Genomic DNA, 26,998 nt, shown 5'->3' with positions numbered 1-26,998 from the left:
CCGATGGTGGCTGCGTCGCAGACTTCAAACGGACCGGACGACGAGTATTCAAGCAACAATTCCTTGATCGATCCCCGGGATTTTCGCAATGCGCTGGGGACCTTCGCGACCGGCGTCACCGTCATCACGGCGGCAGGCCCCGATGGCAAACTCGTGGGCCTGACCTGTAATTCATTTGCGTCGGTCTCGCTCAATCCGCCGCTGGTGCTCTGGAGCCTCGGAGTCTATTCCCCGAGTTTGGGCATTTTCCAGAACGCCAGCCATTTCGCTGTGAATGTGCTCGGTGCATCGCAGCGCGATCTTGCGCTGCAGTTTGCCAAACGGTCCGACGACAAGTTCGCCGGCGTTGCCTGGGAGCCGGGCCTCGGCCAGGCTCCGGTCCTGGCCGGTACCGTCGCCACTTTCCAGTGCCGCAGCGCGGACCGCTATTATGGCGGTGATCACGTCATTTTCCTTGGAGCTGTCGAAGCCTACGCTTACAACGAGACTGAGCCGCTGCTGTTTGCACGTGGCGGTTTCGGTCGTTTCAGCTCCGGGCCGGTGCCCGACAGGTCTTCATGAGTTCATGAGAAAAAAGAAGCCATCAGCTCCCGCGCGTGTGAAGCAGAAGCGCCTGTCGCCGGACGACCGGCGCAAAGAGTTCATCCGCAAAGCCACCGAGTTTTTTGCCGACGAGGGCTTTAACGGCGGCACCCGTGAACTTGCGCGCCGCCTCGGCGTGACCCAGCCCTTGCTGTATCGTTACTTTCCCAGCAAGGACGACCTGATCAAGGAGGTCTACAACAAGGTGTATCTGGAGCCGCTGAAGAGCGGCTGGGAAAAGCCTTTATCCGACCGCTCGCGTCCGATCCGGGAACGGCTGCAGCAGTTCTACAACGCCTATACCGATGCGATCTTCACCCGGACCTGGCTGCGGATCTATCTGTTCTCAGGCCTAAAGGGCCTCGACATCAACCGCTGGTACGTCAGCGTTGTCCGTGACAAGATCTTGACTCGCATCGTCAGGGAATGCCGGTTTGAAGCTGGCTTCTCCGCGCAGAGCAAACCGACAGCGGCCGAGCTGGAAATGGCCTGGGTGTTCCACGGCGGCATCTTCTATTACGGGATCAGAAAGTTCATCTACGAGGCGGTGGTGCTCGACGACAAGGAGCAGATGATCGCGGACGCCATCGATGTGTATCTGGCGGGTGTTCACAAAATCTTCGAGCACGGCGCTGAGCCCGTCGCGAAAAAATCAAACCGCCTCGATCTGGCCGCTGACAGCTGAGCGCTGGATGGCCGCAAACGTCCGCGCGTTGGCGAGCATTTCCGGATACGTGACCGGATAGGGGGTGGCGCCAAGCGCGGCGCGGCCGAAGGCCTCGAGATTGTCGCGCACCGCCGGGTGCGGCGGATAATAGGCCGTCAGCCGCTCCTGGTCGCGATAGGTTCGCGTGACATCCCAGCCGGTGGGATTCTCCGGATGAGTCCGGTCGCAGATTTCCATCCATCCCTGCGAGCCGAGCAAAGCGAGCCGGCCCATGAACGGGGTGGCAAGCACGGCCGTCAAGAGTGCGGTTGAACCATTGGCGAAAGCGAGCGTAATCGCCAGTGTATCGCCATTGGCAAAGCCGCTACCCAGTGTCGCAAGCCGCGCCCATACCTGTGTCGGCGGTCCAAGGATTGCAATCGCGAGATCGACGAGATGAATTCCGGTGGCCGACAGCGGGCCGACGGGATTGTCAGTAGTCGACAGCCGCCAATTGTCCGCCGGCAGCTTGAGAAACTTGTCCTGGCTGAAATTGCCTTCCAGCAGCAGCGCCGTGCCGAATTCGCCGTCCGCGAACCGCTTGCGCAGCTCGATGACCGCCGGTTCGAAGCGCCGCTCGTGGCCGATCCCGAGCTGCACGTTATTGCTGACGACAGCGGCGACCGCCTGTTCAGCATCGGCTGCGGTGGTGCACAGCGGCTTTTCGCAGAACACATGGCGGCCGGCGTTGGCGGCCGCCACGATTTGCGCGGCATGATGCTGCTGCGGAGTGCAGAGGATCACGGCCTGGATATCCGGCCGCACCAGCGCATCCTCGAAGCGCGCAGAAGTCTCGAGGCCGGTCGCAGCAGCGGCTGCACGCGCGGACTCCTGCGGATCGATGCCGAGCACCGGACGGATCACATCGCTGGTCGCAAGGCTTCTGGCAATGGTCTGGCCCCACCATCCAAGGCCGACGATGGCTGCTTTGATCATCGACGTCATTCCGCGCGTTATGATTGAGCGAGCTGGCCGCGATACCAGTCGCCGATCTCGCTCGCGGTCATCAGGGCCACGCCGTCATGGCCGGTGACATAGTCGAGCAGCTGCTCGAGGTATTTGATCCGGTGCGGCACGCCCGTGATGTAGGGATGGATCGAGATCGCCATCACCCGGGCATTCTCGGCGCCCTCGAGATAGAGCCGGTCGAACTGATCGATGCTCCGGCGCAGGAATTGATCCGACGGCAGATGCTGCAGGGCATGGACCACGATGTCGTTGGTCTCGACCGTATAGGGAATGGTCGTCACCCAGCCGTGCGGCGTGTCGATGTCCTGCGGCAGGTCGTCGATCACCCAGTCAGCGACATACTCGATGCCGTTCAGGCGCAGCAGATCGAGGGTCGTCTCGGTTTCCGTCAGGCCCGGGCTTTCCCAGGAACGTGGCGCCTTGCCGGCGAACGTGGCGATAGTGTCGACGGCACGCTTGATCGCATCACCCTGGTTGTCCAGCTTGTGCATCGGCCCCTGCAGGAAACCATGCCCCATGAACTCGAAGCCGGCGTCGCGCGCCGCCGCCGCCACCCGCGGATACGACGTGCAGACATTGCCGTTGATCGCCAGCGTCGCGGGGATGTTGCGATCCGTCAGCGCCTTTAATTGGCGCCAGAAGCCGACCCGCATGCCGTATTCATGCCATGACCAGTTCGGCACGTCGGGTAGCAGCGGTTGCCCCATGGGCGGGCTGAGTACCGTGCGCGGCATGGCGTTCTCGATGCGCCATTCCTCGACATTGAGGATCACCCAGACGGCGAGCTTCTTACCGCCGGGCAGCACGAGTTTCGGACGATCGACGATGGCTTGATAGGGAATTCGGTCGGAGAGAGCCAAGGCACATTCCTGTTGTTTGTTATTGTTGATTGATGCCGCGCCGTGTGCGGCCAGACGTTATTCTGCAGCGTTGCTCTCGCGAGGCAAGCCCGCATTGATAAGCGGCATCACTTTCTCCGCCATCAGGATCATGGAGCGACGTCCGAGCTCGCGGTCTTTCCAGTCCTTGCCCGCGTACAGCAGCGTGCCAAAAGGTCCGACCTCGTCCTGGAACGCGAGCAACTGGTCGGCGACGCTGTCGGGCGTGCCATGGATGATCAGCTTGTCGCAGACCATCTCCAGCGTGACTTCATCGTCGGGCTGGTCGCGGCGAGTCTTGAACAGGTCGATACGGCCGTTCTTTTTCAGTTTTGTGAACAGCGACCGGTAATAATACACATAGGGCCCGTTCGGATCGGTAGCGTAGGCTTTGGCGGTTGCGGCGTCCTCGGCGACGAACACGCTCTTGGCGACACGCCAGTTGGCTGCGTCCACCGCGCGCCCGGCACGGGTGCAGCCCTCGGCATAGTTTGGCCAGTGGCTTTTGACCCAGGCCGGCATCAGGAAGTTAGCCGAGATCGGATCCCAGCCGCGGGCGGCGGCTTCAGTCACGCCCTTGGAAAACGGCGCCACTGCCGTCACCACGATCGGCGGATGCGGACGCTGCAGCGGGCGCGGGATGTAGCCCTGGCCGATCTCCTTCACCAGGGTGCGGGCCGTCGACACCGTCCAGTATTTTCCCTGCAGGTTGTAGGGCGGCTCGCCGGCCCAGATCGCCAGCACCTGGTTGATCGCCTCCAGGAACATTTCGTTGCGGTTGAAATCCAGGTTGCCGAACAGCTCGGCGTCCGACAGCAATCCGCCGGGGCTGATGCCGAGGATAAAGCGGCCATCCAGCATGTGGTCCAGCATCGCGATGCTGGCGGCCACCGCGGCCGGGTGGCTGTTCGGCATGTTCACGGTGCCGGTGCCCAGGCGGATCTGCTTGGTCGCGGCCGCGATCCAGGCAAGGAAGGCGACGCAGGAGGTGATGTTCTCCGCCTTGTCGGTGACATGCTCGCCGACATAGGCCTCGTTGAAGCCGAGCTCGTCGGCCAACAGGAAGGCTTCGCGGTCTTCCGCAAGCGACTGCCGCCAGTCCTTGTCGAGAGGATGGATTGGCATGGTGAAAAAGCCCAGCTTCATCGCGCGTCCCTGCATGTTTGTCGTTGCGCTCAATATGCGTGATTGGACGCTATTAGAAAAATCATTATTCTTACTTTCTCGCATTAGAAAGTATGATGGATCATGATTTCGCTCCGCCAGCTCAGATCGTTCGTGGCCGTCTATGAAGCCGGGTCCTTTACCGCCGCCGCCGCGCGGGAAGGGGCCACCCAGTCCGGGATGTCGCAGCACATCAAGCAGCTGGAGACCGAGCTCGGCGCCGCGCTGCTGGAACGGCAGGGGCGGGAGGTCGCGCCGACGGTCGCCGGAACACTCTATTATAAGGAGTGCCTTGAGGTCCTGAAGCGGTTGGATGCCGCCGGGCATGGAGTTGTCGGCAATTCGGTGCGCGGCGCCATCCGGATCGGCCTGATGCCGACGTTCACGCGCTCCCTGCTGGCGCCGGCATTGGACAAGTTTCTTGCCGCGGCGCCGGGCGCTGTGATCAGCGTGATCGAGGCTTATTCCGGTGTGTTGACCGAGATGACCCAGAAAGGTGAACTGGATTTTGCCGTGGTGCCGGCGTTTGAGGGCGCGACCGGCGTATCGCAGCGGCTGCTGGTGCGCGACCGCGAGATGCTGGTGCGGGCGAAGGGCCGTCATCGCGGCCATTTGAAGCCGGTGCGGCTATCAGAGCTCGGTCCGCTGAAGGTCGTGCTGCCCGGCAAGCAGAACACCCGGCGCCGCACCATCGAGACCTATTTCAGCACCAATGCGGTGACCGTCGCGCAGCGGCTCGATCTCGACGCGATGATGGGCACGCTGCAATTTGTCGCGGCCGGGGACTGGGTCGCGATCCTGCCGTTCGTCATGATGCTGGCGGATCTCGATGACGGGCGTTTCGAGATCCGCCCGCTGGATGCGCCGCCGTTCTATTCCGAATTCGTCTTGATCGAGCCCTCGCGCAAGGTGATGTCGCCGGCGGCGGCGCTGTTTGCCGGTCTGTTGAAAGCGGAGGCCGCGTTGGCGCAGCAGGTTTTCCGCAAGCGCATTGCGGGCAACGCGGCCGGTTCGCGCCGGAAAGGCGGCTGATCGCCGCACGTTTGTGCGATGCGAGAAGAACTGTGAAGTCAGTAGTATCCCAATGACTTCGTATCGGCTTTCGCTTGGTTCGGTTGGTTCAACCCGTCGTGATCCCCGCGGTAATCGGTTCGCGAAACTGAGGACGAGTAAATAATCGTTCGATAAACAAGCTTGACCTTTGTCGCGGGCCACCCTCTAATTGGGATTGAGGCTCATCCATAAAAATGAGGCAGGGAGGCGGGACGAATGAAAGCTTCGGCTTTCAGCTATGCGCGTGCATCGAGCGTGGACCATGCGCTCGAACTGCTTGCCGTGCATGGTGAGCAGGCCAAGGTGCTCTCGGGTGGACAAAGCTTGATGCCGGCGCTGAACCTGCGTCTGTCGGCGCCTGAATGGATTGTCGATATTGGCGGGCTTGCGGAGTTACGCGGGATTTCCGTCAGCGACGGCATGTTGCGGATCGGCGCGCTGACTCGCCATGCCGATGTGCAGGCGTCAGCGGAGATTGCGCGGCATGCACCTCTGCTGACCGAGGCGATCGCCCATGTCGCGCATCCCGCGATACGCAACCGTGGCACGCTTGGCGGCAGTCTGGCGCATGCGGATCCCGCCTCGGAGCTGCCGGCCTGCGTCCTGGCGCTGGATGCCACCATCGTGGTCAGGGGGCAGGACTATGAGCGGCGCGTTCCGGCGGCGGACTTTTTCCAGGGCATCTATGAGACGGCGTTGACGCCGGAAGAGCTGCTGACGGCAGTCGAGATTCCGCTCAAGCCGGAGAGCATTCACTTTTTCCATGAGCACGCCCGCCGCAAGGGCGACTACGCCATCGTTGGCCTCGCCGCCAGCGCGGCCATAACCGGCGATGCCTTCGTCGATCTGCGGCTGGCGTTCTTCGCGGTCGGCGACCGGCCATTGCTTGCAGATGCGTCGTCCCATCTTGTCGGTGGGCCGGTGACCGCGTCGACGCTGGCCGCTGCGCAGGCGGCCCTGGATGATGAGCTTGATCCCCAGGAGGATCAGCAGGCGTCAGCCGGAATGCGCCGCTATCTCGCACGCCAATTGCTGGAGCAGTGCGTCGCGACATTGCTGCAGCGTCCCGATCTGCGGACAAGGAAGTTCGCATGACGGCGCCGCTGCCGATCTCGCTGAAGGTGAACGGTGAGCTGATCGAGGCCCATGTGCTGCCGCGGCTGAACCTCGCCGATTTCCTGCGCGAGCATCTCGGGCTGACCGGCACTCATGTCGGCTGCGAACATGGTGTCTGCGGCGCCTGCACGGTGCGGCTGAACGGCGATATCGTGCGGGCCTGCCTGCTGCTGGCGGTCCAGCTCGATGGCGCGTCAGTCGAGACCGTCGAGGGGCTGTCCGACACTGGTGAAATCGCTGATCTGCAGGCGGCATTCCATACCCGCAATGCGCTGCAATGCGGCTACTGTACGCCCGCCATGCTGATCACGGCGCAGGATCTGCTGAAGCAGATGCCGCAGCCGGATCGTGAGCAGATCCGCGAGCATCTGTCGGGCAATTACTGCCGCTGTACCGGCTATCATGCCATCGTCGACGCGGTGGAAGCGACGGCGCGCAAGCGGGTGGGGCGCGCATGAGCAGCGTGTCCGACCGGCCGAGCGGGCTATCGGTGCTGGACCGCCCCAACTCCTACATCGGCAAGACCGTGCCGCGGCCAAATCTGGCGCGCTTGCTGCAGGGGCGCGGCCAGTATGTCAGCGACATGACGCTGCCGCGGATGGCGCATGTGGTGTATCTGCGCTCGCCGCATGCGCATGCGCGGATTGTTGCGATTGATGCAACGGTAGCCAAGGCCAAGCCTGGCGTGATTGCGGTGGTTACCGGGCGTGAGCTGGCCGAGGTCATCACCCCATGGGTCGGCGTGCTGACACATCTCAAGGGCCTGAAGTCGGCCCCGCAGCACGCGATCGCCGTCGATCGGGCCTGCTGGCAGGGCGAAGCCGTCGCTGCCATTGTTGCGACCAGCCGCGCGCTGGCCGAGGACGCGGCCGAGCATGTCGTGGTCGAGTACGCTGAGCTTGCGCCGGTGACGGACATGCGCACCGCGCTTGATCCGGAAACGCCGGTGATTCATCCTGACCTCGGCGATAATCTGGCGTTCGAGCGTAATCTCGATGCCGGTGCTGTCGACCAGGCATTCGCTGAAGCCGACGAGGTTGTGGAAGCGGAGTTCGTGTTCGGCCGACACACCGGCGTGACACTGGAGCCGCGCGCCGTGCTCGCCGACTGGAATGCCGGCGAGGGGCGGCTGACTATCTATCAGGGCACCCAGGCGCCGCACATGGTGCAGAATATCGCCGCCAAGCACCTCGGCCTCGATGAGGCGCAGGTGCGGGTGGTGTGCAAGGATGTCGGCGGCTCCTTCGGCATCAAGGTTCACATCTATGCCGACGAGATGGCGACCTCTGCGCTGTCGAAGCTGTTGCGCCGTCCGATCAAGTTCGTTGCCGACCGGGTCGAGAGCTTCAACACCGACATCCACGCCCGCGATCATGTCTGCGAGGGACGCATCGGCGTCAACAAGGACGGCACCATCACGGCGTTTGCGATCGACGATCTCACAGGCGTCGGCCCCTATTCGATGTATCCGCGCACCAGTGCTGTGGAGGCCAACCAGGTGGTCAATCTGGTCGGCGGCCCTTATGCCACGCCGAACTACCGGGCGCGGGCGCGCGTCGTGTACCAGAACAAGAACGTCACCTGCCAGTACCGGGCCGTCGGCCATCCGATCGCCTGCTCGGTCACCGAGGGATTGGTCGATCTGGCCGCAAAGCGGATCGGGATGGATCCGGTGGAGATCCGCCGGCGCAACCTCGTTCGTGATGATGCCTATCCCTGCAGCTCGCCGGCCGGACTGAAATTCGAGGCGCTGTCGCACCATGCCTCGCTCGACAAGCTGCTGGCGATGATGAAGTACGACGAGCTGCGAGCCGAACAGGCGGCGCTGCGCAAGCAAGGCATCTACCGCGGCATTGGCATCGCCAGCTTCATCGAGATTACCAATCCCGGGGCCGCGTTCTACGGCGTTGGCGGCGCGCGGATTTCGTCCCAGGACGGCGTTGCCGTGCGGCTCGACGCCACCGGCTTTGTGATTTGCCAGACCAGCATCACCGAGCAGGGGCAGGGGTCGGAATCGCTGACCGCGCAGATCGTCGGCAGTGTGCTCGGCGTCTCGATGGAGCGGGTGCGGGTTATTCTCGGCGACACCGACAACACGCCTTATGGCGGCGGCACCTGGGCCTCGCGCGGCGCCGGCATCGGCGGCGAGGCCGCGTTGCAGGCCGCCAAGGTGCTGCGTGGCAATATCCTCAATGTCGCGGCGGCGATCCTGCAGTCCAAGCCAAGCGATCTCGATATCGTGGACAATGCGGTGGTCGACGCACAGGGCGGCCAGCAGCGCATCGAACTGCAGGAATTGGCGCGGATTGTTTATTTCCGGCCGGATACCCTGCCGCCGGGCTTTCAGCCGGAACTGATGGCGACGCGCCACTATGTGCCGCGCGAATATCCATTCGCCTTCACCAATGGCATCCAGGCCTCATGGCTCGAAGTCGACACCGAAACCGGCTTCATCAAGCTGCTCAATCACTGGGTGGTGGAGGACTGCGGCACGGTGATCAATCCGCAACTGGTCGACGAGCAGGTGCGCGGCGGCGTGGTGCAGGGGCTGGGGGCGGCGCTTTACGAACACTGCATCTACGATGAGCGGGGCCAACTGACCAACGCCAACATGGCGGACTATCTCGTGCCGATGTCGGGCGAGATGCCGGACATCGAGGTCGCGCACGTGATTTCTCCGACACTGGAAACCGAACTCGGCGCCAAGGGCGCGGGCGAGGCGGGCACCGCCGGTGCGGCCGCCTGTGTCGCCAATGCCGTCAATGATGCCTTGTCACCTTTCGATGTTACCATCACGGAAATCCCGCTGACACCACGGCTTATTCTCGAAGCGCTCGGACGTGTCTGACCATTGATACTGCAATCGTAACGAACCAACGCAAGAACCAAAAATCAGAGTTGTTTACGGAGGAATTCATGACCAGGACGACCAAGCTGATCTCACGCCGAAAGCTTCTGGCCACGGCAAGTGCCGGTGCGGTGCTCGCGGCGTCGCCGTTCCGCATCAATCTCGCGCAGGCGCAGGAAGCGACCATCAAGGTCGGCTTTCCGGTGCCGCTGACCGGCCCCTATGGCACTGAGGCGCAGGACCAGGTGCGCGCCGCCGAAGTCGCCATCGCCGAATTCAACGAAGGCGGCGGTCTGAACGGCCGCAAAGCCGAATTGCTGGTGCGCGACGACAAGCTCAATCCCGGCGAAGCCGCCACCCGCACCCTCGAATTGATCGAAAAGGAAAAGGTCTCCTTCATCGTCGGCAGCCTGTCGGCCGCTGTCCAGCTCGCGGTCAACAACGTGACCAAGGAGCGAGGTATCATCTTCAATTCGATCAGCCAGTCCGACACCATCAATGAAGTCGCCGACTTCAGCAAATACACCTTCCACGAGGCACTCAATCCGCACATGACCGCGGGTGCGGTCGGTCGTTACGCCTTCCCGAAATTCGGCAAGAAGGTCGCGTTCCTGACCGCCGACTATGCCTACGGCCATGAAATGGTCAGAGGCTTCCAGGAGGCCGGCAAGGCCTTCGGGGTCGAGACGCTGGTGGATATCCGCCATCCGCTCGGCACCACGGATTTCTCGACACTGCTGCCGCGCATCCAGGCGCTGAAGCCGGACATCCTCTGCATCAGCAATTTCGGCCGTGACCAGCAGATCGCGCTGAAGCAGGCGACGGACTTCGGCATGAAGAAGTCGATGAAGATCGTGGCACCGATCGTGCTCTACACCGGCCGCGTCGCGGCGGGCGCGCAGGCATTCGAAGGCGTGATCGGCGGCACATCGTATTACTGGGGCATCGAAGACAAGATCGCCTCCGCCAAGGCGTTCAATGATCGTTTCCGCAAGCTGCATGGCGGCAAGGTGCCGTCGGACTACGGCGCGCTCGGTTATGGCGGCGTCAAGACGCTGCTGATGGGCGCCAAAGCCGCCGGCAGCCTCGACCCCGACAAGGTGATCGCCGCGGTCGAAGCGCTGAAATACGACTATTACAAGGGGCCGCAATACTATCGCAAATGCGATCACCAGTCGGTGCAGTCGGTGCTGATCATCGAATCCAAGGTGACCCCGCAGAAGGGCGACGCCGATGTGTTCAATGTGATCGAGACCGAAGCGCCGAACGAAACCAACCTGCGCACCTGCCAGGCGCTGGGCCACAAGGCCTGAATCAAGCATGCGCGCCCTCGTTCGGGGCGCGCATCTCTCCGGAGAGTTTCCTGATGGTTGATTTGACATGGCCGGTTTGAGCTTCGACCTGATCGCTCTGCAGCTGTTCACCGGGCTGGCGCTGGGCGCGATCTATGTGCTGTTCGCCATCGGCCTCTCGCTGATCTTCGGCATGCTGACGGTGGTGAACTTCGCCCACGGCGCGTTCTACATGGTCGGCGCTTATGTCGGGCTGTTCCTGCTGTCGATGGGTAGCAATTTCTGGCTCTGCATCGTTGCCGTTCCGCTGATTGTCGGCAGCGTTGGCATGATGGTGGAGCGCTTCCTGGTGCGGCCCCTGTACGGCCGCGGCGTCGACTATCCACTGCTGCTGACCTTCGGCCTCAGCTACATCATGGTCGAACTCGTACGTATCGCGTTCGGCACCAGCGGCTATCCGTTCGAGACGCCGGAACTGCTGCAGGGCGCCGTCGACATCGGCGTCGGCTATTTTCCGCTGTATCGTCTCTTTGTCATCGGTGCGGCCGTGGTCGTGCTGCTGGGCCTCTGGCTGTTTCTCGAGCGCACCAGCTTCGGCCTGATCATCCGCGCCGGTGCGCGCGATCCACAGATCGTGCGCGTGCTCGGCGTCGACGTGTCGCGGGTGTGGCTGGTGGTGTTCGGCATCGGCACCGCGATTGCCGGTCTTGCGGGCCTGCTGGCCGCGCCGCTGCAGGGCGTGATCCCGGAAATGGGCGCCACCATTCTGGCGGAAGCTTTTGTCGTCACGGTGGTCGGTGGCATGGGTTCGATCGGAGGCGCCGTCATCGCAGGTTTGCTGGTGGGTGTCGTGGTCAGCATGACCTCGCTGTTCGCCCCGGAAATGGCCAAGGTGTCGATCTTTGCCCTGATGGCAATCGTACTGCTGATCCGTCCGCAGGGTTTCTTCGGCCGCGCCGGATTGATGAGCTGACCGAATGAACGATCTCTCCCAAACCGTCGCCCAGGCCCGCGTCGAACCGGCGAGCTGGTTCGAATTCGCCCGGCGCCACCGTGCGATCCTTGCCAGCCTGTTCGTGCTGGTATTCCCGCTGGTGATGCCGTTCACGGCGCTGGCGGTGAACATTCTGATCTATGGGCTCTATGCGCTCGGCTTCAACCTGCTGTTCGGCTATCTCGGCCTGCTGTCGTTCGGCCATGCGGCGCTGTTCGGCACCGGCGCCTATCTCTGCGGCATCGCCATCGTGCATTTTGGCTTGCCCTGGTATGCGGCGATCGCGATTGGCGTCCTTGGTGGCCTTGTCATGGCGGCACTGATCGGCAGCCTCGCCATCCGCACCCGCGGCATCTACTTCGCCATGGTGACCATGGCACTGGCACAATGCGTCTATTACCTGTTCTATCAGGCGATCGACTGGACCGGTGGCGAGAACGGCCTGCGCGGCATCAACGTGCGTGCCATCGATATTTTCGGGCTGAAGTTCGATTTCATCAATCCGCTGACGCGGTACTATGTGGTGGCGGCGTTTGTCATTGCCGCCTTCTTCATGCTGTCCCGCATCCTGGCCTCGCCGTTTGGCGCGGTGATCGAAGCGGTGCGCGAGAACGAGGCGAGGGCGCGGGCGTCCGGCTACAACGTGACTGCGACCCGTCTTCTGACCTTCGTGTTATCCGGCGGCTTCTGCGGGCTGGCCGGGGCGCTTGCCGCTCTGCATTTGTCGATCGTCCCGATCGAAATCCTGCACTACGAGACCTCGGGCATGGTGGTGATGATGTCGCTGCTCGGCGGCATGGGCACCTTCTTCGGCCCGTTCGTCGGTGCGGCGGTGTTCCTGCTCCTGGAAAACCTGGTGTCGCTGTGGACGGTGCACTGGCAATTGATCGTCGGCGCTGTGTTCGTGATCTGCGTGCTGTTCTTCCCGGCCGGCATCTGGGGCACTATTCTGAAGCGGATCAAGCCATGACGACTGCTATGGCATCTTCACAGGCCAACTCGTCAGATGTGATCCTGCGCACCAGCGGCGTCAGCAAGACGTTCGGGAAGTTCAGGGCCCTGCACGACATCTCGGCGGAGTTTTCCCGCGGCGCCATCACCTCGATCATCGGTCCCAATGGCGCGGGCAAGAGCACCTATTTCAATCTGCTGTCGGGAGCGTTCCCGCCGTCCGGCGGCAAGATCGAGTTCGAGGGGCGCGACGTCACCAACGTCCCGCAGCACAAGTTCGCCCACATGGGCATCGCGAAGTCGTTTCAGATCACCAACATCTTTCCGCAACTGACGACGCGGGAGAATGTTCGGGTCGGGCTGCAGGCGTTCGTCTCGCGTTACGACATCTGGCAGCCGCGGGCCAAGCTTGCGGGTCTTGTCGAGCGGGCGGATGCGCTGCTGGCGCTGGTCGGATTGTGGGACCGGCGCGAACGGCTGGCTAAGGAATTGGCCCATGGCGAACAGCGGGCACTGGAAATCGGCATGGCGTTGGCCGCCGATCCGCGTCTGCTGCTGCTCGATGAGCCGACCGCGGGCATGAGCCCGGAAGAAACCCGGGTGATGATGGATCTGATCGTCAAGCTGTCGAAAGAACGCACGGTGATCCTGGTCGAGCACAAGATGAAGCTGGTGATGGGGATCAGCGATCGGGTGCTGGTGCTGCATCACGGCGAACTGCTGGCGCAGGGGACACCTAACGACGTGCGCCAGAACGATCAGGTCAAGCGTGTCTATCTCGGCCAGCGGGAGCATTGAGGCATGTCGCAGGCCATGTTGCGGGTCGAAAATCTCAATGCCTGGTATGGCGCGAGCCATGTGCTGCAGGACATCGGCCTTGAGGTGAACAAGGGCGAAATCGTCTGCCTGATCGGGCGCAATGGTGCCGGCAAGACCACGACCCTGAAGTCGATCATGGGCCTGCTGGACAAGCGGCGTGGCTCCGTCGCCTTCAAGGGCAAGGAGATACTCGCACAGCCCGCCCACGTGCGCTTTGCGCTGGGGCTTGCTTACGTGCCCGAGGAGCGCCGCATCGTTCAGGGCCTGACGGTGCGGGAGAACCTGCGGCTCGGCCTGGTCGCGTCGCCCGACAAGAAGAAAGAGACGGAGCTGATCGCAGGCATTGCCGAGATTTTTCCGCGCCTCGCCGAGCGGTTGGACCAGGAAGCCGTGACCATGTCTGGCGGCGAGCAGCAGATGCTGGCAATCGCGCGCGCGATGATCGCAAGCCCCGATCTGATCATGCTGGATGAGCCCTCCGAGGGCATCATGCCGGTGCTGGTCGACGAGATGTTCGAACTGTTCCGCAAGATGAAGACCCAGGGCACCACCATCCTGCTGGTCGAACAGAATGTCGAGCTGGCGCTCGACATTGCCGATCGCGCCTATGTGCTCGATCAAGGGGCGGTCGTGCACCATGCCACCGCTAGTGCCCTGCTGGCCGACGACGACATCAAGGAGCGTTACTGTTCCGTATGACATCCGGCGGACGGGTTCGCAATTCGTCATGCCGTTTAAATGATCAAGTGATAAATTAAAGGAAAGGAAGACCACATGAAAGTTGACCGCGCCGCCATCTACGAAGCCGCCAAAAAGCTGTCGAACTGGGGCCGCTGGGGCCAGGACGACCAGATCGGGACCCTCAACAATGTGACGCCCGAGGATGTCATCAATGCCGGCAAGCTGATCAAGAAGGGCAAGGTGTTCGCACTGGGCCTGTCGCTGAAGGAGCCGATCCAGTCCGGCCTGTTCGGCGGCCGCTGGAATCCGATCCACACCATGCTGGCCACCGGCACCGATGCCGCCGCCGGCAATCAGGATAACCCGTCGCCGTACCTGCGTTACGCCGACGACGCCATCAACATGCCCTGCCAGGCCTCGACCCAGTGGGACGCGCTCTGCCACATCTTCCTCGATGACAAGATGTACAATGGTTTCGACGCCAAGCTGGTCGACGCCCGCGGCGCCAAGAAGCTCGGCATCGAGCATGTCCGCAACAAGATGGCCGGACGCGGGGTGCTGCTCGACGTCGCGCGCTTCAAGGGCGTCGATTCCCTCGACGACGGTTATGCCATCACCAACGCGGACCTCGATGCCTGCGCCAAGGCGCAGGGGGTCGAGATCCGTAAGGGGGATTTCGTCATCGTCCGCACCGGCCACCAGGAGCGCTGCCTGGCGAAAAAGGACTGGAGCGGTTACGGCGGCGGCAACGCCCCCGGCGTGGCGTTCGAAACCTGCTACTGGATCCGTGAAAAGGACATCGCCGCCATCTGCACCGACACCTGGGGCTGCGAAGTTCGTCCCAACGAAACCAATGAGGCCAATCAGCCATGGCATTGGGTCGTGATTCCGGCTATCGGAATCTCGATGGGCGAAATCTTCTACCTGAAGGAATTGGCCGAGGATTGCGCGCAGGACAAGGTGTATGAATTCTTCTTCACGGCGCCGCCGTTGCACCTGCCCGGTGCGGCTGGATCGCCGATCAATCCTCAGGCGATCAAATAATCGCGGAGACCTGTGATGGCCAATTATCTCAAACAGAGCCGCGATGCGGCCCAGCGCGCCGAGGACGATTCCAAGGTTCGCGCGACGGTGGAGGCGATCCTCACTGACATCGAGCAGCGCGGCGATGCCGCCGTGCGCGAGCTGTCGGTGAAGTTCGACCAGTGGGATCGCAAGGATTATCGGCTCACCGACGCCGAGATCAAAGAATGTCTCGGCGAGCTCTCGCAGCGAAACATCGATGACATCAAGTTCGCCCAGGAGCAGGTGCGCAACTTCGCCCAGCACCAGCGCGACTCGATGAAAGATATCGAGGTGGAGACGCTGCCGGGCATTGTGCTCGGGCACAAAAACATCCCGGTCAATTCGGTCGGCTGTTATGTGCCGGGCGGCAAGTATCCGCTGCTGGCGTCAGCGCACATGTCGGTGATCACGGCGAAAGTCGCAGGCGTCCAGCGGATCGTCACCTGCGCGCCGCCGTTCCACGGCAAGGCGGCGCCGGCCATCGTGGCGGCGCAGCACCTTGCTGGCGCCGACGAGATCTACTGTCTCGGTGGTATCCAGGCGGTAGGAGCGATGGCGCTGGGAACGCCATCAATTGCGCCGGTGGACATGCTGGTCGGCCCCGGCAATGCCTTTGTCGCGGAAGCCAAGCGCCAGCTGTTCGGCCGGGTCGGCATCGATCTGTTCGCGGGACCGACGGAAACCCTGGTGATCGCCGACGACACTGTCGACGGCGAGATGTGCGCGACCGACCTGCTGGGGCAGGCTGAGCACGGGCCGAACTCGCCGGCGATCCTGCTGACCAATTCGGACAAGCTCGCGCGCGAAACCATGGCCGAGATCGAGCGTCTCTTGAAGATCCTGCCGACCGCGGCCGTCGCTGCCAAGGCCTGGGAGGACTATGGTGAAGTCATCGTCTGCGATTCCGAGGAGGAGATGGTGCGCGAGGCCGACCGCATCGCCTCCGAGCACGTGCAAGTGATGACCCGCGATCCGGATTATTTCCTCACCCACATGACCAACTACGGCGCGTTGTTTCTGGGGCCGCGCACCAATGTCGCCTATGGCGACAAGGTGATCGGCACCAACCACACCCTGCCGACCAAGAAGGCGGCGCGCTACACCGGCGGACTGTGGGTCGGGAAATTCCTCAAGACCGTGACTTACCAGCGCGTGCTGACCGATGAGGCGTCCGCCATGATCGGTGAATACTGCTCGCGTCTGTGCATGCTCGAAGGCTTTGCCGGCCATGCCGAACAGGCTAACGTGCGGGTGCGCCGTTATGGTGGACGCAATGTGCCTTATGCGAGTGCCGCTGAATGAACACGCAACCTCTGCCGCAGACCCCCTCACTGCGGCTTGATGGCCGCCGCGCCCTGGTTACCGGAGCAGGGCGGGGCATCGGCTTGGCCGCCGCCTGTGCGCTTGCCGAGGCAGGCGCGCATGTCACGCTGTGCGCGCGCACGGCGAGTGAGATCGACGCCGCTGCCGCGGGACTGCGTGACAAGGGTCTTGCCGCAGATACGCTGGCGCTCGATGTCACCGACGTCGAGGCGTTTCGGGCTGCCATCGACGGACGCGAGCCGTACCACGCTTTCGTCAACAATGCCGGCACCAACCGGCCCAAGCCGGTCACCGACGTGTCGCTCGAAGACTACGACGTGGTGATGAACCTGAACGTCCGCGCCGCCTATTTCGCGGCGCAGTCGGTCTGCCGCCGGATGATAGAGGGGGGCTTCCGCGGCTCGATCATCAACATGTCGTCGCAGATGGGACATGTCGGCGGACCGAACCGTTCGCTGTATTGTGCGTCGAAATGGGCGATGGAGGGGTTCTCCAAGGCCATGGCGCTCGACCTCGCGCCGCATGGCATCCGGGTCAACACCCTGTGCCCGACCTTCATCGAAACCCCGATGACGCGTCCCTTCCTAGAGGATGAAGCGTTCAAGGCGAGCGTGGTGGCGAAAATCAAGCTGGGGCGTCTCGGTCGCGTCGAAGACTTGATGGGCGCAATCCTGTTCCTCGCCAGCGACGCGTCATCGCTGATGACGGGATCGTCACTGGTGATCGACGGCGGCTGGACGGCGGAGTAGCGGGGACAGGCAACACCTGTCTGCTATCCCGATAGATGGGTCCTGAGCGAGGCGATCCATTTCGCACTGCACGCTTCGCCTGCGCGGTGAAGCGAAGCGCCTCTCGCAACCTTTCCGAAGCCGGATTAGTCTGGCGGCCGCCGGGCCGGATCAACCGCCGGCGCGTACATGGGGAGGATGTGATGACACGCGAAGTGCCGCGCGATCCGCAATCAACGATGTCACGACGAACGCTCGTCCACGGCCTGGCGATTACTGCCGGTGCTACTGCTCTCGCAGCCGGCGGCGCGCTGGCCCAGCAGGGGGGCGAACTGGGGCCGCCGTCGACGATCACCAGCCCGCCGCGTGACTTCGGCCCTGGCGGCGCCCCGACCACCTATTTCTGGGACCCCGACATCATCGCGGTCGATCCCTCCTTTAATGACCTCGCTCAGCCCAACGCAGCGATCAAGCGTCTGCACACCGGATTGTTATGGGCCGAAGGGCCGGCCTGGAGCGCACAGGGCCGTTATCTGCTGTGGAGCGACATTCCCAACAACAGGCAGATGCGATGGTCGGAGGACGACGGCCGCGTTTCCGTATTTCGTTCGCCCTCCAACAACTCCAACGGCAATTCGTTCGACTTCCAGGGCCGGCAGCTCTCCTGCGAGCATCTCACCCGCAGAGTCGTGCGCTACGAGCACGATGGCACGGCGACCGTGCTTGCCGACAATTTTAACGGCAAGAAGCTCAATTCGCCCAACGATGTGGTCGCTCATCCGGATGGCAGCTACTGGTTCACCGACCCGCCTTATGGCGGCCAGCTCTATGAAGGCGAGCCGGATGTTGCGGGCGGCCCCAGCAATGCAGGCGGCAAGCTCAATCCAAGGATCGGCCAGCCGGCGGGCTTCGTGCCCGGCAGGCGCGAGCTTCCGACCAACTGCTATCGCGTCGATCCCAGCGGGCGCACCGATCTCGTGGTGACCGAGGACCAGGTGCCGGATCCTAACGGCCTGGCGTTCTCGCCCGACTACAAGAAGCTGTACGTCGCCAGCACCGGCAAAGGGCCGGGCGACAGCGGTGCGGGCGGCAAAGGCGACATGTTTGTGTTCGATGTCGGCACCGACAACAAGCTCAGCAATCAAAAGAAGTTCAGCGATTGCGTGATTGACGGTGTGAAGTGCGGTCCCGACGGCGTGCGCTGCGATGTCAACGGCAATGTCTGGCTCTCGAGCAATGCCGGCCGCCGCGTCGGCTATAACGGCGTGACCGTATGGTCGCCGGACGGCAAGCTCATCGGCCGGATTCGTCTGCCCGAGGTCTGCGGCAACATCTGCTTCGGCGGCCCCAAGCGCAACCGCCTGTTCATGGCCGCGAGCCAGTCGCTCTACGCCGTGTATACTGCGACGCAGGGCGCAGGGCCGGGCTGATCCGGTCGCCATGAGACCGGGAAGGAAGCGCCGGCGTGATCCGTCGGCGCTTTTTTTCATGCTCTGAACTTGCGGCCGAGGGCCGGGTCCTCGACGCTGGCTATCAGCGCAGGATCTCGTGCAGCACCTCGCCATCGACCCGGTGGGGCCTGACGCCCAGGATCTGCATGATGGTCGGCGCCACGTCGATGTTGCGCATGCGCCGGATCGTGGTGTCGCGGATCTGCGGGCCGGCGGCGATGAAGGTCGCACTCATCACCGGCAGCTCGGGATCGTGGCCATGGGCACCATAGAAGTTCGGCATCGACAGCGTGGTCGTCGCCGTATTGAACGGCGCATCGCCTGATCGGGCGACGCCGGGATTCTGGATGCCGTCGAAGTTATAGCCCGGCGCCATCAGCGCGAACACATCGCCGAAATCCTGGCCGATGGTTTTGCTGGTGCACTGCCCGGTCCCCGCGTCACACTGCAGCGGCCGGGTCTCGACCACGGTGAAGAGCTTCCCGCCTTTGAGCGAAAAGTTGAACTTCGGATTGGGATCGACCGCGTTCTTCGCGGCGTCGGTGATCTGGGTCACCAGTGCATTGTAGGTCGCGGGATCGACGGTGCCGCCCAGCTCGCGCTGCTGCAGGTTGATGTAGATATTGACCGCCGGACCCGAGGTGCGGATCGCCACTTTGGAGGTGTCGATACCGGCATTGCGCAGGATGTTGGTCATGCTGACCGAGCTGTGGAACGGCGCGAAGCCGTGGTCCGACACCACGATGACGTTGCTGTCGCGGCCGGCCGCGTCAGTGATCTGTTTCACCGCCTTGTCGGCGGTCTGATAGGCGAAGCGGATGTAGGACGCGTAGCGCGCGACCTTGGCACGATCCTGGCCGGCGCCGATCGAATTCGGATCGGTGGGCTTGGTGCCCTGGCGGGGATCGGTGAGCAGGAACTGATGCTCGGAGCCGTCGGGCTGCTCGATGTAGACCATCACCAGGTCGGCGTCGGGATTCCTCCGGATCGCGCGTTCGCCGATATCAGCCTGATAGCGTGCGAAGGTCTTCACCATGTCCTCATACATCGTCTCGATCTCGATGTCGGGGAAGTTGGTGAAGCCCGGGCTCAGCCGTTCCGGAATGCGGAAGTCGGCTTGCGGACGCCAGAACCCGATGTTGGTGTTGATGTCGTCGACATCGGCCAGCACCGGCGCATTGCGCGGGATGAAGTTGGCGCCGTAGCGGGCGAAACGCACCGTTGAGAGATCCGGCGACAGCGCCGAGACGAAGTACGCTGTGCCGACCTTGGCGCCGCTGCCTTCGAAGAAGAACGGTGCATTCTCCCGGCCGAACTTGGCGTAGGCCGGTCCGGTCGATGGCGCGTGAAACGGTCCCGCCGTGATGCCGCGCGTCGTGTCGAAAAACACCAGGGTGTCGTAGTTCACCTTCTTGTCGTTGGTGGTGTCTAGCGCCGCCACCCGGATCGCGTATTTGAGGTCGAGCGTCGCCGCATTGCTGCAGGTCGCGGTCGGTGCCGAGGAGCACGAGAATGTTTCGATCGGCACCGATGTCGCGAGCACCGGGCTGTACGAGAAGCGGCCAGCCGCCTGGAGCGCTGCGACAACCGCGGGATCAGGCGCGAAGTCTCCCCGGGATAGTGTGAAGCCCTGGGCTCCGATGCCGCCGAATGCCCCGAACGGCACGGTGTAGTCGGTCACGCGGGTCGGTTGGGCCGGCTGCACCACCGTGTTGTTGATCGAGATGTCGGCGCCGTCGCCGCCCGGCCAGGTTGCGGTGACCACCTTCTTTCCCTGCTGGCGCAGCTGCACCCACAGCGGCAATGCTGTCGGCCGCGGCGAAGGCCCGAGCGGGTTCTGGCGATAGCCGCCGATCGGTGCCGCGAAGCCGCTGAGACTCGATGAAATCGGCCCGACGATGGCCTGGAAGGTGTTCGACGGGATGTCGTTGTGGACCGCCGTCGAGCCGGTGGCGATCTCGATGTGCGACACCGCCGTGAGCGACGGCGACGCCGTCACGTTCTGCAGCGCCACCGCGCCGCGGCGGCTCAGCCGCGCCAGGCCGCCGTCTCGCGGCAGCACGCCCTCGTCGATGAATTTCTGGATAAAATCAGGCTTGGCGCCGTCGAGCGAGATCATCACCACCCGCGGCTTGCGGCCACGACGGTCGCCGTCGTGATCGCGATCACGGTTGTCATCGCGGGAGTTGCTGGTGCCAGGGTCGCGATCGCTGCCATTCTGATCGGCACGCGCAACGCCGATCGGCGATGCAGCGAGCGACATCGCCGACATCAGGGAGAGAAGGATCTTCAAGCTCATGTGGACGCCCCATGTTCGAGACCGCGAGTATCGGGCTTGGCTGACGACACACATGTGACGCTTGAGCGACGCATATGACGTCGCAGTGACAAGGCCGCGAGGTGTCGGCTGATGATCCCTGAAATTTCCAAGTGTGATCCGATATCTGCTGCCTTGAAATGTCGTCTTCAAGCGACACACAAGTCGGAGGGATAAAATTGTGGAAGATCCGCTGTCGTCGCACGGACTAGCTAGTACCCACTTTTGATCAAACGTGATTCAGAATCGGTGGGCACGTACAGTGTTTGCTCGTGTCACTTGGCTATGATTCCGGGTACTAGGATGGCGTCCCAGCCAGCTTTCCGACTCTGGAAAGAAGCAGCTTCAAGACCGGAGAGGTGTTCGCCTTATGATAGGCGAGGACCAGGTCGAGTGTCGGCGCTTCCCCCATCACCGGCCGAGTGGTTATCGTTTCTGGCAGATACCGTTTTGTGTAAGCCGGCAGCAACATCACCGCGCGCGTCGATGTGATCATCGATATGGCATGGACGACATTGTGCACTTCATGTTCCGGCTTGAGATCGATGCCGACGCGGTTGAAATACTCCAGAACGATACGGCGAACCGCGGGCGCAGATTTGGACGGAAGATAGAACATTTCGTTCAAGACCTCTTCCGGTGCGATGGCCGTTTGTGAGGCCAGGCGATGGTCGCTCGGAAGCACGAAAATAAGCGGGTCGGTCCGCACACGCCTGCTGGCCAGCTCTCCCATGGTCTCTTCCCGCCGGATGAAGGCTGCATCGAGCTTGCGCCTCATCAAGGCTTTGGCGAGCGCCGGGGAATAGTCACTCGACAGGCGGATGTCGATGCCGGGAAACGCGGCGCGAAGCACGCGATCCACTTCGGGCAGCAAATCGATTTCGGCCCCCGACAGAAAGCCGAGCGCGAATGTCGGTTTCGCCGGCTGGGCGGCGCTTAGTGCTGCTTCCTTTGCGGCCTCTGCCTGGTGAATTGCCATGCGTGCATGGTCGAGAAACGCCTTGCCGGCCGGCGTCAGCTCGACACCATGAACGCTGCGATTCATCAGTGCAACGCCGACCTCCTGTTCGAGATCGCGGATTTGCCGGCTGAGAGAGGGCTGGGACGTGTGCAGCTTCTGCTCGGCGGCGACCGTCAAGCTGCCGGCATCGGCCACGGCGATGAAGTAGCGAAGATGCCGAAGCTCCATCATATTTCTCCATGCCTGGCAGGCATGGGGCCAGCTTACAAAGTCTTTTTCAGGCCGACCAGTGGCTTCTATATCGAAAAGCACATGACGCGGGGGCTGCCTGACAGGCAGAGCCCGCGCGTCCTCCCGCTGGAGCGTGCGCATGTGCAGAGGCTTGAGAGCGTCGCTGGTGTTGCTTCTGGTGATGACAGGATTCGACGGAGCCAAAGCGCAGTCCCCCAGCAATCAACCGAAGGCAAGCGGTATGGAAACGGACCTATCGAATATCAAGCAGGCGTTGCTCGGAAACTGGGAGAGCATCGCTCCGGAGGTGCGGCCAAGTGCGAGCAAGGGCCCGGACGGTTCGCTCAAGCCATTCTATCTCAAGCGCACTTTCAAGTCTTTGCCGTCCGATCGCTTCGAGCTCGAGATCGTCAACTCGGCCGACCCCTATGGCGCCGTGCCGCTGGCGCGGATCAAGATCGGCGGCCACATGTTGTGGCAAGGAGTTCATCCGATCGCCCCGGGCGCACAGAAGGTCGATTTCGTTGCTGATGAGAGCTACGAGGTCACGCCGCTTGCGCAGGGATTTGCCGATGTCCTCAACAAGATCGCATCGGTGGGATACGCCCCATGGGCGGTCAACGCGTCCCAGAGTATCTTCGGAAAGGCGTTCGCTCCCTTCGCTCTCAAGGAAGGGACGAACTTCATGGAGTATGACCTCGTCTATCTCCGAGGAGATCTGCTGTTTTGGGGCGCCCGCAATATCGACGGCCGCGGTTTCGACACGGAGCAGAACCGTCCCACCAACCTGCAGATTCCACTGGTCCGGAAGTAAGCCAAGGGAGCGCGGCTGGGATCATGCGCACGCGCGCTCTCAGGCCGTCAGTCTGAAGACCGGCAAGGCGGTGATGCCTTGCCGCTCCTGCTGTCAGGCCGACTCCCGGCTGACGAGCAGGTCTTCGATGCGGATCGGGAAGCGCCGGACACGTACGCCTGTGGCGTGCCAGACCGCATTGGCGATCGCGCCGACCGTGCCGGTGATGCCGATTTCGCCGACGCCCTTGATGCCGAGTGGATTGACATAGGCATCGTCCTCCGGGATCAGGATCGCATCGAGTGAAGGCACGTCCGCATTGACCGGCACGTGATACTCCGCAAGATCGGCGTTCATGATCCTGCCGGTCCGGTGATCGGCGATCGCTTCCTCCTGCAGTGCGAACGACAGGCCCCAGATCATGCCGCCGAAATACTGGCTGCGCACCAGCCGGGGATTGATGATGCGGCCGGCCGCGAAGGCACCGACCAGGCGCGTCACCCGCACTTGGCCGAGATCCGGATCGACCTTCACCTCGGCGAACACGGCGCCGTGCGAGAACATCGCATGCGCTGCGGTTACTTCCGGCGAACGCATGGCCTTGGCTGTGCCGACCACCTCGCTGCGGCCGGCGCGCGCGAGAATGTCGACGAAGCTGTCGCTGCGGGTTTCGTCGCTGCGCAAATGCAGCCGGCCGCCGCGCGCGATCACGCCGATGTTGCCGGTGCCGAACAGCGGGGAGGCGCGATCGGAGGTGGCGAGTTCGGCAAGCTTCGCGATCGCATCCTCGCCGGCATTGTGAAGCGCGAGACCAGCACTCGCGGTGTGGCCGGAGCCACCAGCGATGCCGCCGTCGGGCAGGCTTGAGATGCCGGAATGCAGCTCGACCTGATCAGGCTCGAGGCCCAGTGTTTCCGCCGCGATCTGCGCCAGCACCGTCCAGGCGCCTTGTCCCATGTCGGCGCCGGCGGTCTCCACCAGCGCAGTGCCGTCGGCCCGCAAGGTGGCACGCCCCTCGGCCGGGAAATGCGGACAGTGGAACACCGCGGTGCCCATGCCCCAGCCGACCAGGAAACCGTTCTCATCCCGCATCTGGCGCGGCTGCAGCGGCCGGCCCGCCCAGCCAAAACGTTTGGCGCCCTCTGCGTAACATTCGCGCAGCGTCTTCGATGAAAACGCCCGGCCGGTGCCGGGCTCGGTCTCGGCGTAGTTGGCCAAACGAAACGCGAGGGGATCCAGGCCGCAGGCATCCGCGGCCTCGTCCATCGCGACTTCAAGTGCCGCTGATCCAGAGGCCTCGCCGGGCGCACGCATCGGTCCCGGCGTGCCGATGTCCAGCCGCAGGCCTTCATGCTCGGCGAGAATGGCGGGGCTGGCATAGAGCGGCAGCGAGGCGTTGGAGGCTGGCTCCATGAATTCGTCGAAGCTCGAGGTGGCGGCCAGCGTATGGTGATGCAGCGCGGTCAGTCGGCCGTCATTGTCCGTGCCGATCCGCAGTTTCTGCCAGGTCTGGCCACGATGCCCGACCGGGCCATACATCTGCCCCCGGGTAAGAGCCAGCTTGACCGGCCGCTTCAGCATGCGCGCCGCAGCGATGGCAAGAATCTGCGGTCCATTGAGGATCGCCTTCGAGCCGAAGCCGCCGCCGAGAAACGGTGAGCGGATCAGCACGTTCCCGGGTGGGATACCGAAAAAGGCCGCGTAGGACGCACAGCTCAGAGCAAGCGCTTGGTTGGGCATGTCGAGGGTGAGGTGGTCGCCGTCCCACTCGGCGACCACCGCGTGCGGCTCCATCGCGTTGTGGTATTGCGCCGGCGTGATGTAGTCGGCTTCTGTCACGCGGGCAGCGGCCGCAAGACCAGCCTCGATATCGCCGTGGGCCGTGCGCGGCGGCGCACCGACGCCGACGGACGCGAGTGGGAAGCGCTCGCCGTTCTCGACCCCGGTGCGGGCGATCTCGACCTCGTAACGCGGATTGAGCAGGGCGGTTCCTTCCGTCGCCGCCTCCAGCGTTTCGGCGATCACCAGCGCGATCGGCTGGTTGACATAACGCACGCGATCGTTCTGCAGCACTTCCACGCGGAAACCGAACATCGGCAGCTTCTCGTCCGGGTCGTGCGCTAGCGGCGGCCGGTTGGCCGGGGTGAGCACCTCGACCACGCCGGGATGGGCCTTCGCCGCTGCGACATCGAGCGCGATGACGCGCCCGCGTGCAATGGTGCTGACGGCGGTGACGGCGTAGAGCATGCCTTCGGGATGGTTGTCAGCGGCATAGGTTGCGCGTCCGGTGACCTTGAGCACGCCGTCACGGCGCGTCAGCGGCTGGCCGGCGTTGGATCCGTGCCGGCGGTGGCTGGTTGAGGATGAGGTCTCAGGCGACATGCTGCGCTCCGGGAATCGTGGAGAAGGGCGAGGCCGGCAGTGCGGGCATGACCTCTGGTGTGCCTTCCGTTGCGAGGTTCAAGGAGCGCACGACGATGCGGCGCGCCAGTTCGATCTTGAAAGCGTTGTCACCGGACGGCCGCGCTTCTGCGAGCGCGAGATCAGCCGCTTTTGCGAAGGCCGTCGCCGTGAGGCGTTCGCCGATCAGCAGAGCTTCCGCCTCTCGTGCGCGCCATGGCTTTGCGGCAACGCCGCCCAGTGCGAGGCGCGCGCCCCGGATCACATTGCCTTCGATCTCCAGTGCCGCGGCAGCCGAGACAATCGCAAAGGCATAGGAGGTGCGCTCGCGCAGCTTCAGATAACGCGTATGGTGTGCGAAGGCTGCGGCGCTCGCAGGAAGCCGGACAGCGACGATGAGTTCGCCCGGCGCCAGCGTGGTTTCCTGGTCCGGTGTTGTGCCGGGCAGCAGATGCAGCTGATCCAACGGGATCTCGCGGGCGCCCTGCGGGCCCTCGACCTCGACAACCGCATCCAGCGCCACCAGCGGTACGCAGAGATCGGAGGCATGGGTAGCGATGCAGTTGTCACTCCAGCCCAGTACGGCGTGCAAACGGTTCTCGCCGTCGCGGGCATCACAGCCTGATCCCGGCGTCCGCCGGTTGCAGGCGCTGGCCTGGTCGTGGAAATAGGCGCAGCGCGTCCGCTGCATCAGGTTGCCCCCGACGGTCGCCGCGTTGCGCAGTTGTGCCGAGGCTCCCGACAGCAGCGCTTCAGCGATGGCCGGAAACGTTCGCGAAAAGCGCGTGTCATAGGCGAGATCCGAATTGCGAACCAGCGCGCCGAAACGCACGCCGCCGTCGAGTAACCATTCGATGCGGTCGAGGCCGGGCAGGCGGGTGATATCGACGATCCGCGCGGGCCGTGCGGCGCTGCCCTTCATCAGGTCGAGCAGGTTGGTACCTCCTGCGAGATACGCCGATCCCGGAAGGGCCGCGGCCGCGACGGCCTCCGGCACGCTGGCCGGCTTGATATAGTCGAAACGATTCATGCCGCGTCCTTCCGATGTGAGTCAGCGTTGGTTTTCTGCGCGTCCAGCACCGCTTCGGTGATGCCCTGATAGGCACCGCATCGACAGATGTTGCCGCTCATCAGCTCGCGGATGCGTTCCGGATCGTCTCCGGCGTGGCCTTCCGCGATCAGGCCGACGGCGCTCATGATCTGGCCCGGCGTGCAGTAGCCGCACTGGAATCCGTCGTGTGCGATGAAGGCGGCCTGGACTGGATGCAGCGTGTCGCCGTCTGCGAGCCCCTCGATGGTGGTGACCTCGGCTCCGTCGAGGCTGGCCGCCAGCGACAGGCATGAATTGATGCGCCGTCCGTCGACCAGCACGGTGCAGGCGCCGCACTGTCCGCGGTCGCAGCCTTTCTTGGTGCCCGGCAGGTCAAGCCGCTCGCGCAACAGGTCGAGCAGCGTCACCCGTGGGTCATCGAGCGCAACCGTGCGCGGCAGACCATTGACGGTGAGGCTGATGGAGAGTGACATCGAGGTACTCCATTCAGGGATTGTGATGTATGGATCGAAGCCGCGATTGGCGGCGGGAGGTATGCGGGCGCGCGGAGAGGTCTGACGCGAACGGTCCGTCGGCCTTGAGCGGGAATGCTGACGTTGGTGTGCAATCCCGATCTGCAGGCTAT

General features: G+C 63.4%; 24 protein-coding genes. 16 read left to right on the top strand and 8 right to left on the bottom strand.

Annotation, left to right across the window (positions count from 1 at the left end):
* Positions 1 to 3: 3 nt before the first annotated feature.
* Together RS897_RS37810 and RS897_RS37805 are read left to right on the top strand one after the other, a co-directional pair.
* Positions 4 to 561, top strand: coding sequence for a flavin reductase family protein (locus RS897_RS37810; protein WP_315833752.1), 558 nt, complete (start codon positions 4 to 6; stop codon positions 559 to 561).
* A gap of 4 nt (positions 562 to 565) precedes the next feature.
* Positions 566 to 1,267, top strand: coding sequence for a TetR/AcrR family transcriptional regulator (locus tag RS897_RS37805; RefSeq protein WP_315838879.1), 702 nt, complete (start codon positions 566 to 568; stop codon positions 1,265 to 1,267).
* On the opposite strand, the gene RS897_RS37800 is transcribed toward RS897_RS37805, so the two are convergent.
* The 3 genes from RS897_RS37800 to RS897_RS37790 are packed head-to-tail and all read right to left on the bottom strand — an operon-like array spanning position 1,235 to position 4,281.
* Positions 1,235 to 2,224 (bottom strand): Gfo/Idh/MocA family protein, encoded by a 990-nt coding sequence (locus RS897_RS37800; protein WP_315833751.1) that lies wholly within the window; start codon positions 2,222 to 2,224, stop codon positions 1,235 to 1,237. The genes RS897_RS37805 and RS897_RS37800 overlap by 33 nt on opposite strands.
* 17 nt (positions 2,225 to 2,241) lie before the next feature.
* Positions 2,242 to 3,117 carry a polysaccharide deacetylase family protein gene (locus RS897_RS37795; RefSeq protein ID WP_315833750.1) on the bottom strand — a complete coding sequence of 292 codons (876 nt, stop codon included), beginning with the start codon at positions 3,115 to 3,117 and terminating at the stop codon, positions 2,242 to 2,244.
* 57 nt (positions 3,118 to 3,174) lie between these two features.
* Positions 3,175 to 4,281, bottom strand: coding sequence for an LLM class flavin-dependent oxidoreductase (locus RS897_RS37790; protein ID WP_315833749.1), 1,107 nt, complete (start codon positions 4,279 to 4,281; stop codon positions 3,175 to 3,177).
* A 102-nt stretch (positions 4,282 to 4,383) separates the two neighbouring features.
* On the opposite strand from RS897_RS37790, the gene RS897_RS37785 reads away from it, so the two are divergent.
* The 13 genes from RS897_RS37785 (at position 4,384) to RS897_RS37725 (ending at position 18,599) form a co-directional block, all read left to right on the top strand.
* Positions 4,384 to 5,331: a LysR family transcriptional regulator gene (locus RS897_RS37785; RefSeq protein ID WP_315833748.1), complete on the top strand. Its 948-nt coding sequence runs from the start codon at positions 4,384 to 4,386 to the stop codon at positions 5,329 to 5,331.
* A 237-nt stretch (positions 5,332 to 5,568) separates the two neighbouring features.
* Complete coding sequence (locus RS897_RS37780; RefSeq protein ID WP_315833747.1) at positions 5,569 to 6,447, top strand: FAD binding domain-containing protein; 879 nt, start codon at positions 5,569 to 5,571, stop codon at positions 6,445 to 6,447.
* Positions 6,444 to 6,926: a (2Fe-2S)-binding protein gene (locus RS897_RS37775; protein ID WP_315833746.1), complete on the top strand. Its 483-nt coding sequence runs from the start codon at positions 6,444 to 6,446 to the stop codon at positions 6,924 to 6,926. The genes RS897_RS37780 and RS897_RS37775 overlap by 4 nt, the downstream gene beginning before the upstream one ends.
* Positions 6,923 to 9,316, top strand: a complete 2,394-nt coding sequence (locus tag RS897_RS37770) for a xanthine dehydrogenase family protein molybdopterin-binding subunit (RefSeq protein ID WP_315833745.1) — start codon at positions 6,923 to 6,925, stop codon at positions 9,314 to 9,316. Before RS897_RS37775 ends, RS897_RS37770 begins: the two co-directional genes overlap by 4 nt.
* Before the next feature lie 68 nt (positions 9,317 to 9,384).
* On the top strand, positions 9,385 to 10,629 hold the full coding sequence (locus RS897_RS37765; protein ID WP_315833744.1) for an ABC transporter substrate-binding protein: 1,245 nt from the start codon (positions 9,385 to 9,387) through the stop codon (positions 10,627 to 10,629).
* A 67-nt stretch (positions 10,630 to 10,696) separates the two neighbouring features.
* The gene (locus RS897_RS37760) at positions 10,697 to 11,581 is read left to right on the top strand and encodes a branched-chain amino acid ABC transporter permease (protein WP_315833743.1); all 885 of its coding nucleotides are present in this window, start codon (positions 10,697 to 10,699) and stop codon (positions 11,579 to 11,581) included.
* A 4-nt stretch (positions 11,582 to 11,585) separates the two neighbouring features.
* Positions 11,586 to 12,572 (top strand): branched-chain amino acid ABC transporter permease, encoded by a 987-nt coding sequence (locus tag RS897_RS37755; RefSeq protein ID WP_315833742.1) that lies wholly within the window; start codon positions 11,586 to 11,588, stop codon positions 12,570 to 12,572.
* The gene (locus RS897_RS37750) at positions 12,569 to 13,351 is read left to right on the top strand and encodes an ABC transporter ATP-binding protein (protein ID WP_407654380.1); all 783 of its coding nucleotides are present in this window, start codon (positions 12,569 to 12,571) and stop codon (positions 13,349 to 13,351) included. The genes RS897_RS37755 and RS897_RS37750 overlap by 4 nt, the downstream gene beginning before the upstream one ends.
* Before the next feature lie 15 nt (positions 13,352 to 13,366).
* Positions 13,367 to 14,071 (top strand): ABC transporter ATP-binding protein, encoded by a 705-nt coding sequence (locus RS897_RS37745; protein WP_315838877.1) that lies wholly within the window; start codon positions 13,367 to 13,369, stop codon positions 14,069 to 14,071.
* Between the two features lie 75 nt (positions 14,072 to 14,146).
* Positions 14,147 to 15,097 (top strand): cyclase family protein, encoded by a 951-nt coding sequence (locus RS897_RS37740; RefSeq protein ID WP_315833741.1) that lies wholly within the window; start codon positions 14,147 to 14,149, stop codon positions 15,095 to 15,097.
* 15 nt (positions 15,098 to 15,112) lie between these two features.
* Entirely contained in the window at positions 15,113 to 16,420 is a 1,308-nt protein-coding gene (gene hisD / locus RS897_RS37735; RefSeq protein ID WP_315833740.1) for a histidinol dehydrogenase, read from the top strand.
* Positions 16,417 to 17,190 (top strand): SDR family NAD(P)-dependent oxidoreductase, encoded by a 774-nt coding sequence (locus RS897_RS37730; protein ID WP_315833739.1) that lies wholly within the window; start codon positions 16,417 to 16,419, stop codon positions 17,188 to 17,190. The genes hisD and RS897_RS37730 overlap by 4 nt, the downstream gene beginning before the upstream one ends.
* Positions 17,191 to 17,372: 182 nt before the next feature.
* Complete coding sequence (locus tag RS897_RS37725) at positions 17,373 to 18,599, top strand: SMP-30/gluconolactonase/LRE family protein (RefSeq protein ID WP_315833738.1); 1,227 nt, start codon at positions 17,373 to 17,375, stop codon at positions 18,597 to 18,599.
* Positions 18,600 to 18,702: 103 nt separating this feature from the next.
* On the opposite strand, the gene RS897_RS37720 is transcribed toward RS897_RS37725, so the two are convergent.
* Together RS897_RS37720 and RS897_RS37715 are read right to left on the bottom strand one after the other, a co-directional pair.
* Positions 18,703 to 20,919, bottom strand: a complete 2,217-nt coding sequence (locus RS897_RS37720; protein ID WP_315833737.1) for an alkaline phosphatase family protein — start codon at positions 20,917 to 20,919, stop codon at positions 18,703 to 18,705.
* A 316-nt stretch (positions 20,920 to 21,235) separates the two neighbouring features.
* Positions 21,236 to 22,126 carry a LysR substrate-binding domain-containing protein gene (locus RS897_RS37715; RefSeq protein WP_315833736.1) on the bottom strand — a complete coding sequence of 297 codons (891 nt, stop codon included), beginning with the start codon at positions 22,124 to 22,126 and terminating at the stop codon, positions 21,236 to 21,238.
* Between the two features lie 181 nt (positions 22,127 to 22,307).
* On the opposite strand from RS897_RS37715, the gene RS897_RS37710 reads away from it, so the two are divergent.
* Positions 22,308 to 22,943, top strand: a complete 636-nt coding sequence (locus tag RS897_RS37710; protein ID WP_315838876.1) for a hypothetical protein — start codon at positions 22,308 to 22,310, stop codon at positions 22,941 to 22,943.
* 93 nt (positions 22,944 to 23,036) lie between these two features.
* Here the strand turns inward: RS897_RS37710 and RS897_RS37705 are convergent, their stop codons facing one another.
* Genes RS897_RS37705 through RS897_RS37695 form a run of 3 tightly spaced genes read right to left on the bottom strand, consistent with a single transcriptional unit; the run spans position 23,037 to position 26,846 of the window.
* Complete coding sequence (locus tag RS897_RS37705) at positions 23,037 to 25,304, bottom strand: xanthine dehydrogenase family protein molybdopterin-binding subunit (protein WP_315833735.1); 2,268 nt, start codon at positions 25,302 to 25,304, stop codon at positions 23,037 to 23,039.
* Positions 25,294 to 26,352, bottom strand: a complete 1,059-nt coding sequence (locus tag RS897_RS37700; RefSeq protein WP_315833734.1) for an FAD binding domain-containing protein — start codon at positions 26,350 to 26,352, stop codon at positions 25,294 to 25,296. The genes RS897_RS37705 and RS897_RS37700 overlap by 11 nt, the downstream gene beginning before the upstream one ends.
* Complete coding sequence (locus RS897_RS37695; protein WP_315833733.1) at positions 26,349 to 26,846, bottom strand: (2Fe-2S)-binding protein; 498 nt, start codon at positions 26,844 to 26,846, stop codon at positions 26,349 to 26,351. The genes RS897_RS37700 and RS897_RS37695 overlap by 4 nt, the downstream gene beginning before the upstream one ends.
* Between the last annotated feature and the right edge of the window lie 152 nt (positions 26,847 to 26,998).

The sequence above is a fragment of the Bradyrhizobium prioriisuperbiae genome (assembly GCF_032397745.1).
Lineage (GTDB): Bacteria > Pseudomonadota > Alphaproteobacteria > Rhizobiales > Xanthobacteraceae > Bradyrhizobium_A > Bradyrhizobium_A prioriisuperbiae.
This window is presented reverse-complemented; position numbering and strand designations above follow the sequence as displayed.

Excerpts from the sequence above, each read along its gene's own strand:
- RS897_RS37805 (WP_315838879.1), top strand. The coding sequence starts at position 566 with ATGAGAAAAAAGAAGCCATCAGCTCCCGCGCGTGTGAAGCAGAAGCGC.
- RS897_RS37745 (WP_315838877.1), top strand. The coding sequence starts at position 13,367 with ATGTTGCGGGTCGAAAATCTCAATGCCTGGTATGGCGCGAGCCATGTG.
- RS897_RS37755 (WP_315833742.1), top strand. The coding sequence starts at position 11,586 with ATGAACGATCTCTCCCAAACCGTCGCCCAGGCCCGCGTCGAACCGGCG.
- RS897_RS37725 (WP_315833738.1), top strand. The coding sequence starts at position 17,373 with ATGACACGCGAAGTGCCGCGCGATCCGCAATCAACGATGTCACGACGA.
- RS897_RS37785 (WP_315833748.1), top strand. The coding sequence starts at position 4,384 with ATGATTTCGCTCCGCCAGCTCAGATCGTTCGTGGCCGTCTATGAAGCC.
- RS897_RS37720 (WP_315833737.1), bottom strand. The coding sequence starts at position 20,919 with ATGAGCTTGAAGATCCTTCTCTCCCTGATGTCGGCGATGTCGCTCGCT.
- RS897_RS37730 (WP_315833739.1), top strand. The coding sequence starts at position 16,417 with ATGAACACGCAACCTCTGCCGCAGACCCCCTCACTGCGGCTTGATGGC.
- RS897_RS37780 (WP_315833747.1), top strand. The coding sequence starts at position 5,569 with ATGAAAGCTTCGGCTTTCAGCTATGCGCGTGCATCGAGCGTGGACCAT.
- RS897_RS37740 (WP_315833741.1), top strand. The coding sequence starts at position 14,147 with ATGAAAGTTGACCGCGCCGCCATCTACGAAGCCGCCAAAAAGCTGTCG.
- RS897_RS37765 (WP_315833744.1), top strand. The coding sequence starts at position 9,385 with ATGACCAGGACGACCAAGCTGATCTCACGCCGAAAGCTTCTGGCCACG.
- RS897_RS37790 (WP_315833749.1), bottom strand. The coding sequence starts at position 4,281 with ATGAAGCTGGGCTTTTTCACCATGCCAATCCATCCTCTCGACAAGGAC.
- RS897_RS37775 (WP_315833746.1), top strand. The coding sequence starts at position 6,444 with ATGACGGCGCCGCTGCCGATCTCGCTGAAGGTGAACGGTGAGCTGATC.
- RS897_RS37760 (WP_315833743.1), top strand. The coding sequence starts at position 10,697 with ATGGCCGGTTTGAGCTTCGACCTGATCGCTCTGCAGCTGTTCACCGGG.
- RS897_RS37715 (WP_315833736.1), bottom strand. The coding sequence starts at position 22,126 with ATGGAGCTTCGGCATCTTCGCTACTTCATCGCCGTGGCCGATGCCGGC.
- RS897_RS37810 (WP_315833752.1), top strand. The coding sequence starts at position 4 with ATGGTGGCTGCGTCGCAGACTTCAAACGGACCGGACGACGAGTATTCA.
- RS897_RS37800 (WP_315833751.1), bottom strand. The coding sequence starts at position 2,224 with ATGATCAAAGCAGCCATCGTCGGCCTTGGATGGTGGGGCCAGACCATT.
- RS897_RS37700 (WP_315833734.1), bottom strand. The coding sequence starts at position 26,352 with ATGAATCGTTTCGACTATATCAAGCCGGCCAGCGTGCCGGAGGCCGTC.
- RS897_RS37770 (WP_315833745.1), top strand. The coding sequence starts at position 6,923 with ATGAGCAGCGTGTCCGACCGGCCGAGCGGGCTATCGGTGCTGGACCGC.
- hisD (WP_315833740.1), top strand. The coding sequence starts at position 15,113 with ATGGCCAATTATCTCAAACAGAGCCGCGATGCGGCCCAGCGCGCCGAG.
- RS897_RS37705 (WP_315833735.1), bottom strand. The coding sequence starts at position 25,304 with ATGTCGCCTGAGACCTCATCCTCAACCAGCCACCGCCGGCACGGATCC.
- RS897_RS37695 (WP_315833733.1), bottom strand. The coding sequence starts at position 26,846 with ATGTCACTCTCCATCAGCCTCACCGTCAATGGTCTGCCGCGCACGGTT.
- RS897_RS37750 (WP_407654380.1), top strand. The coding sequence starts at position 12,569 with ATGACGACTGCTATGGCATCTTCACAGGCCAACTCGTCAGATGTGATC.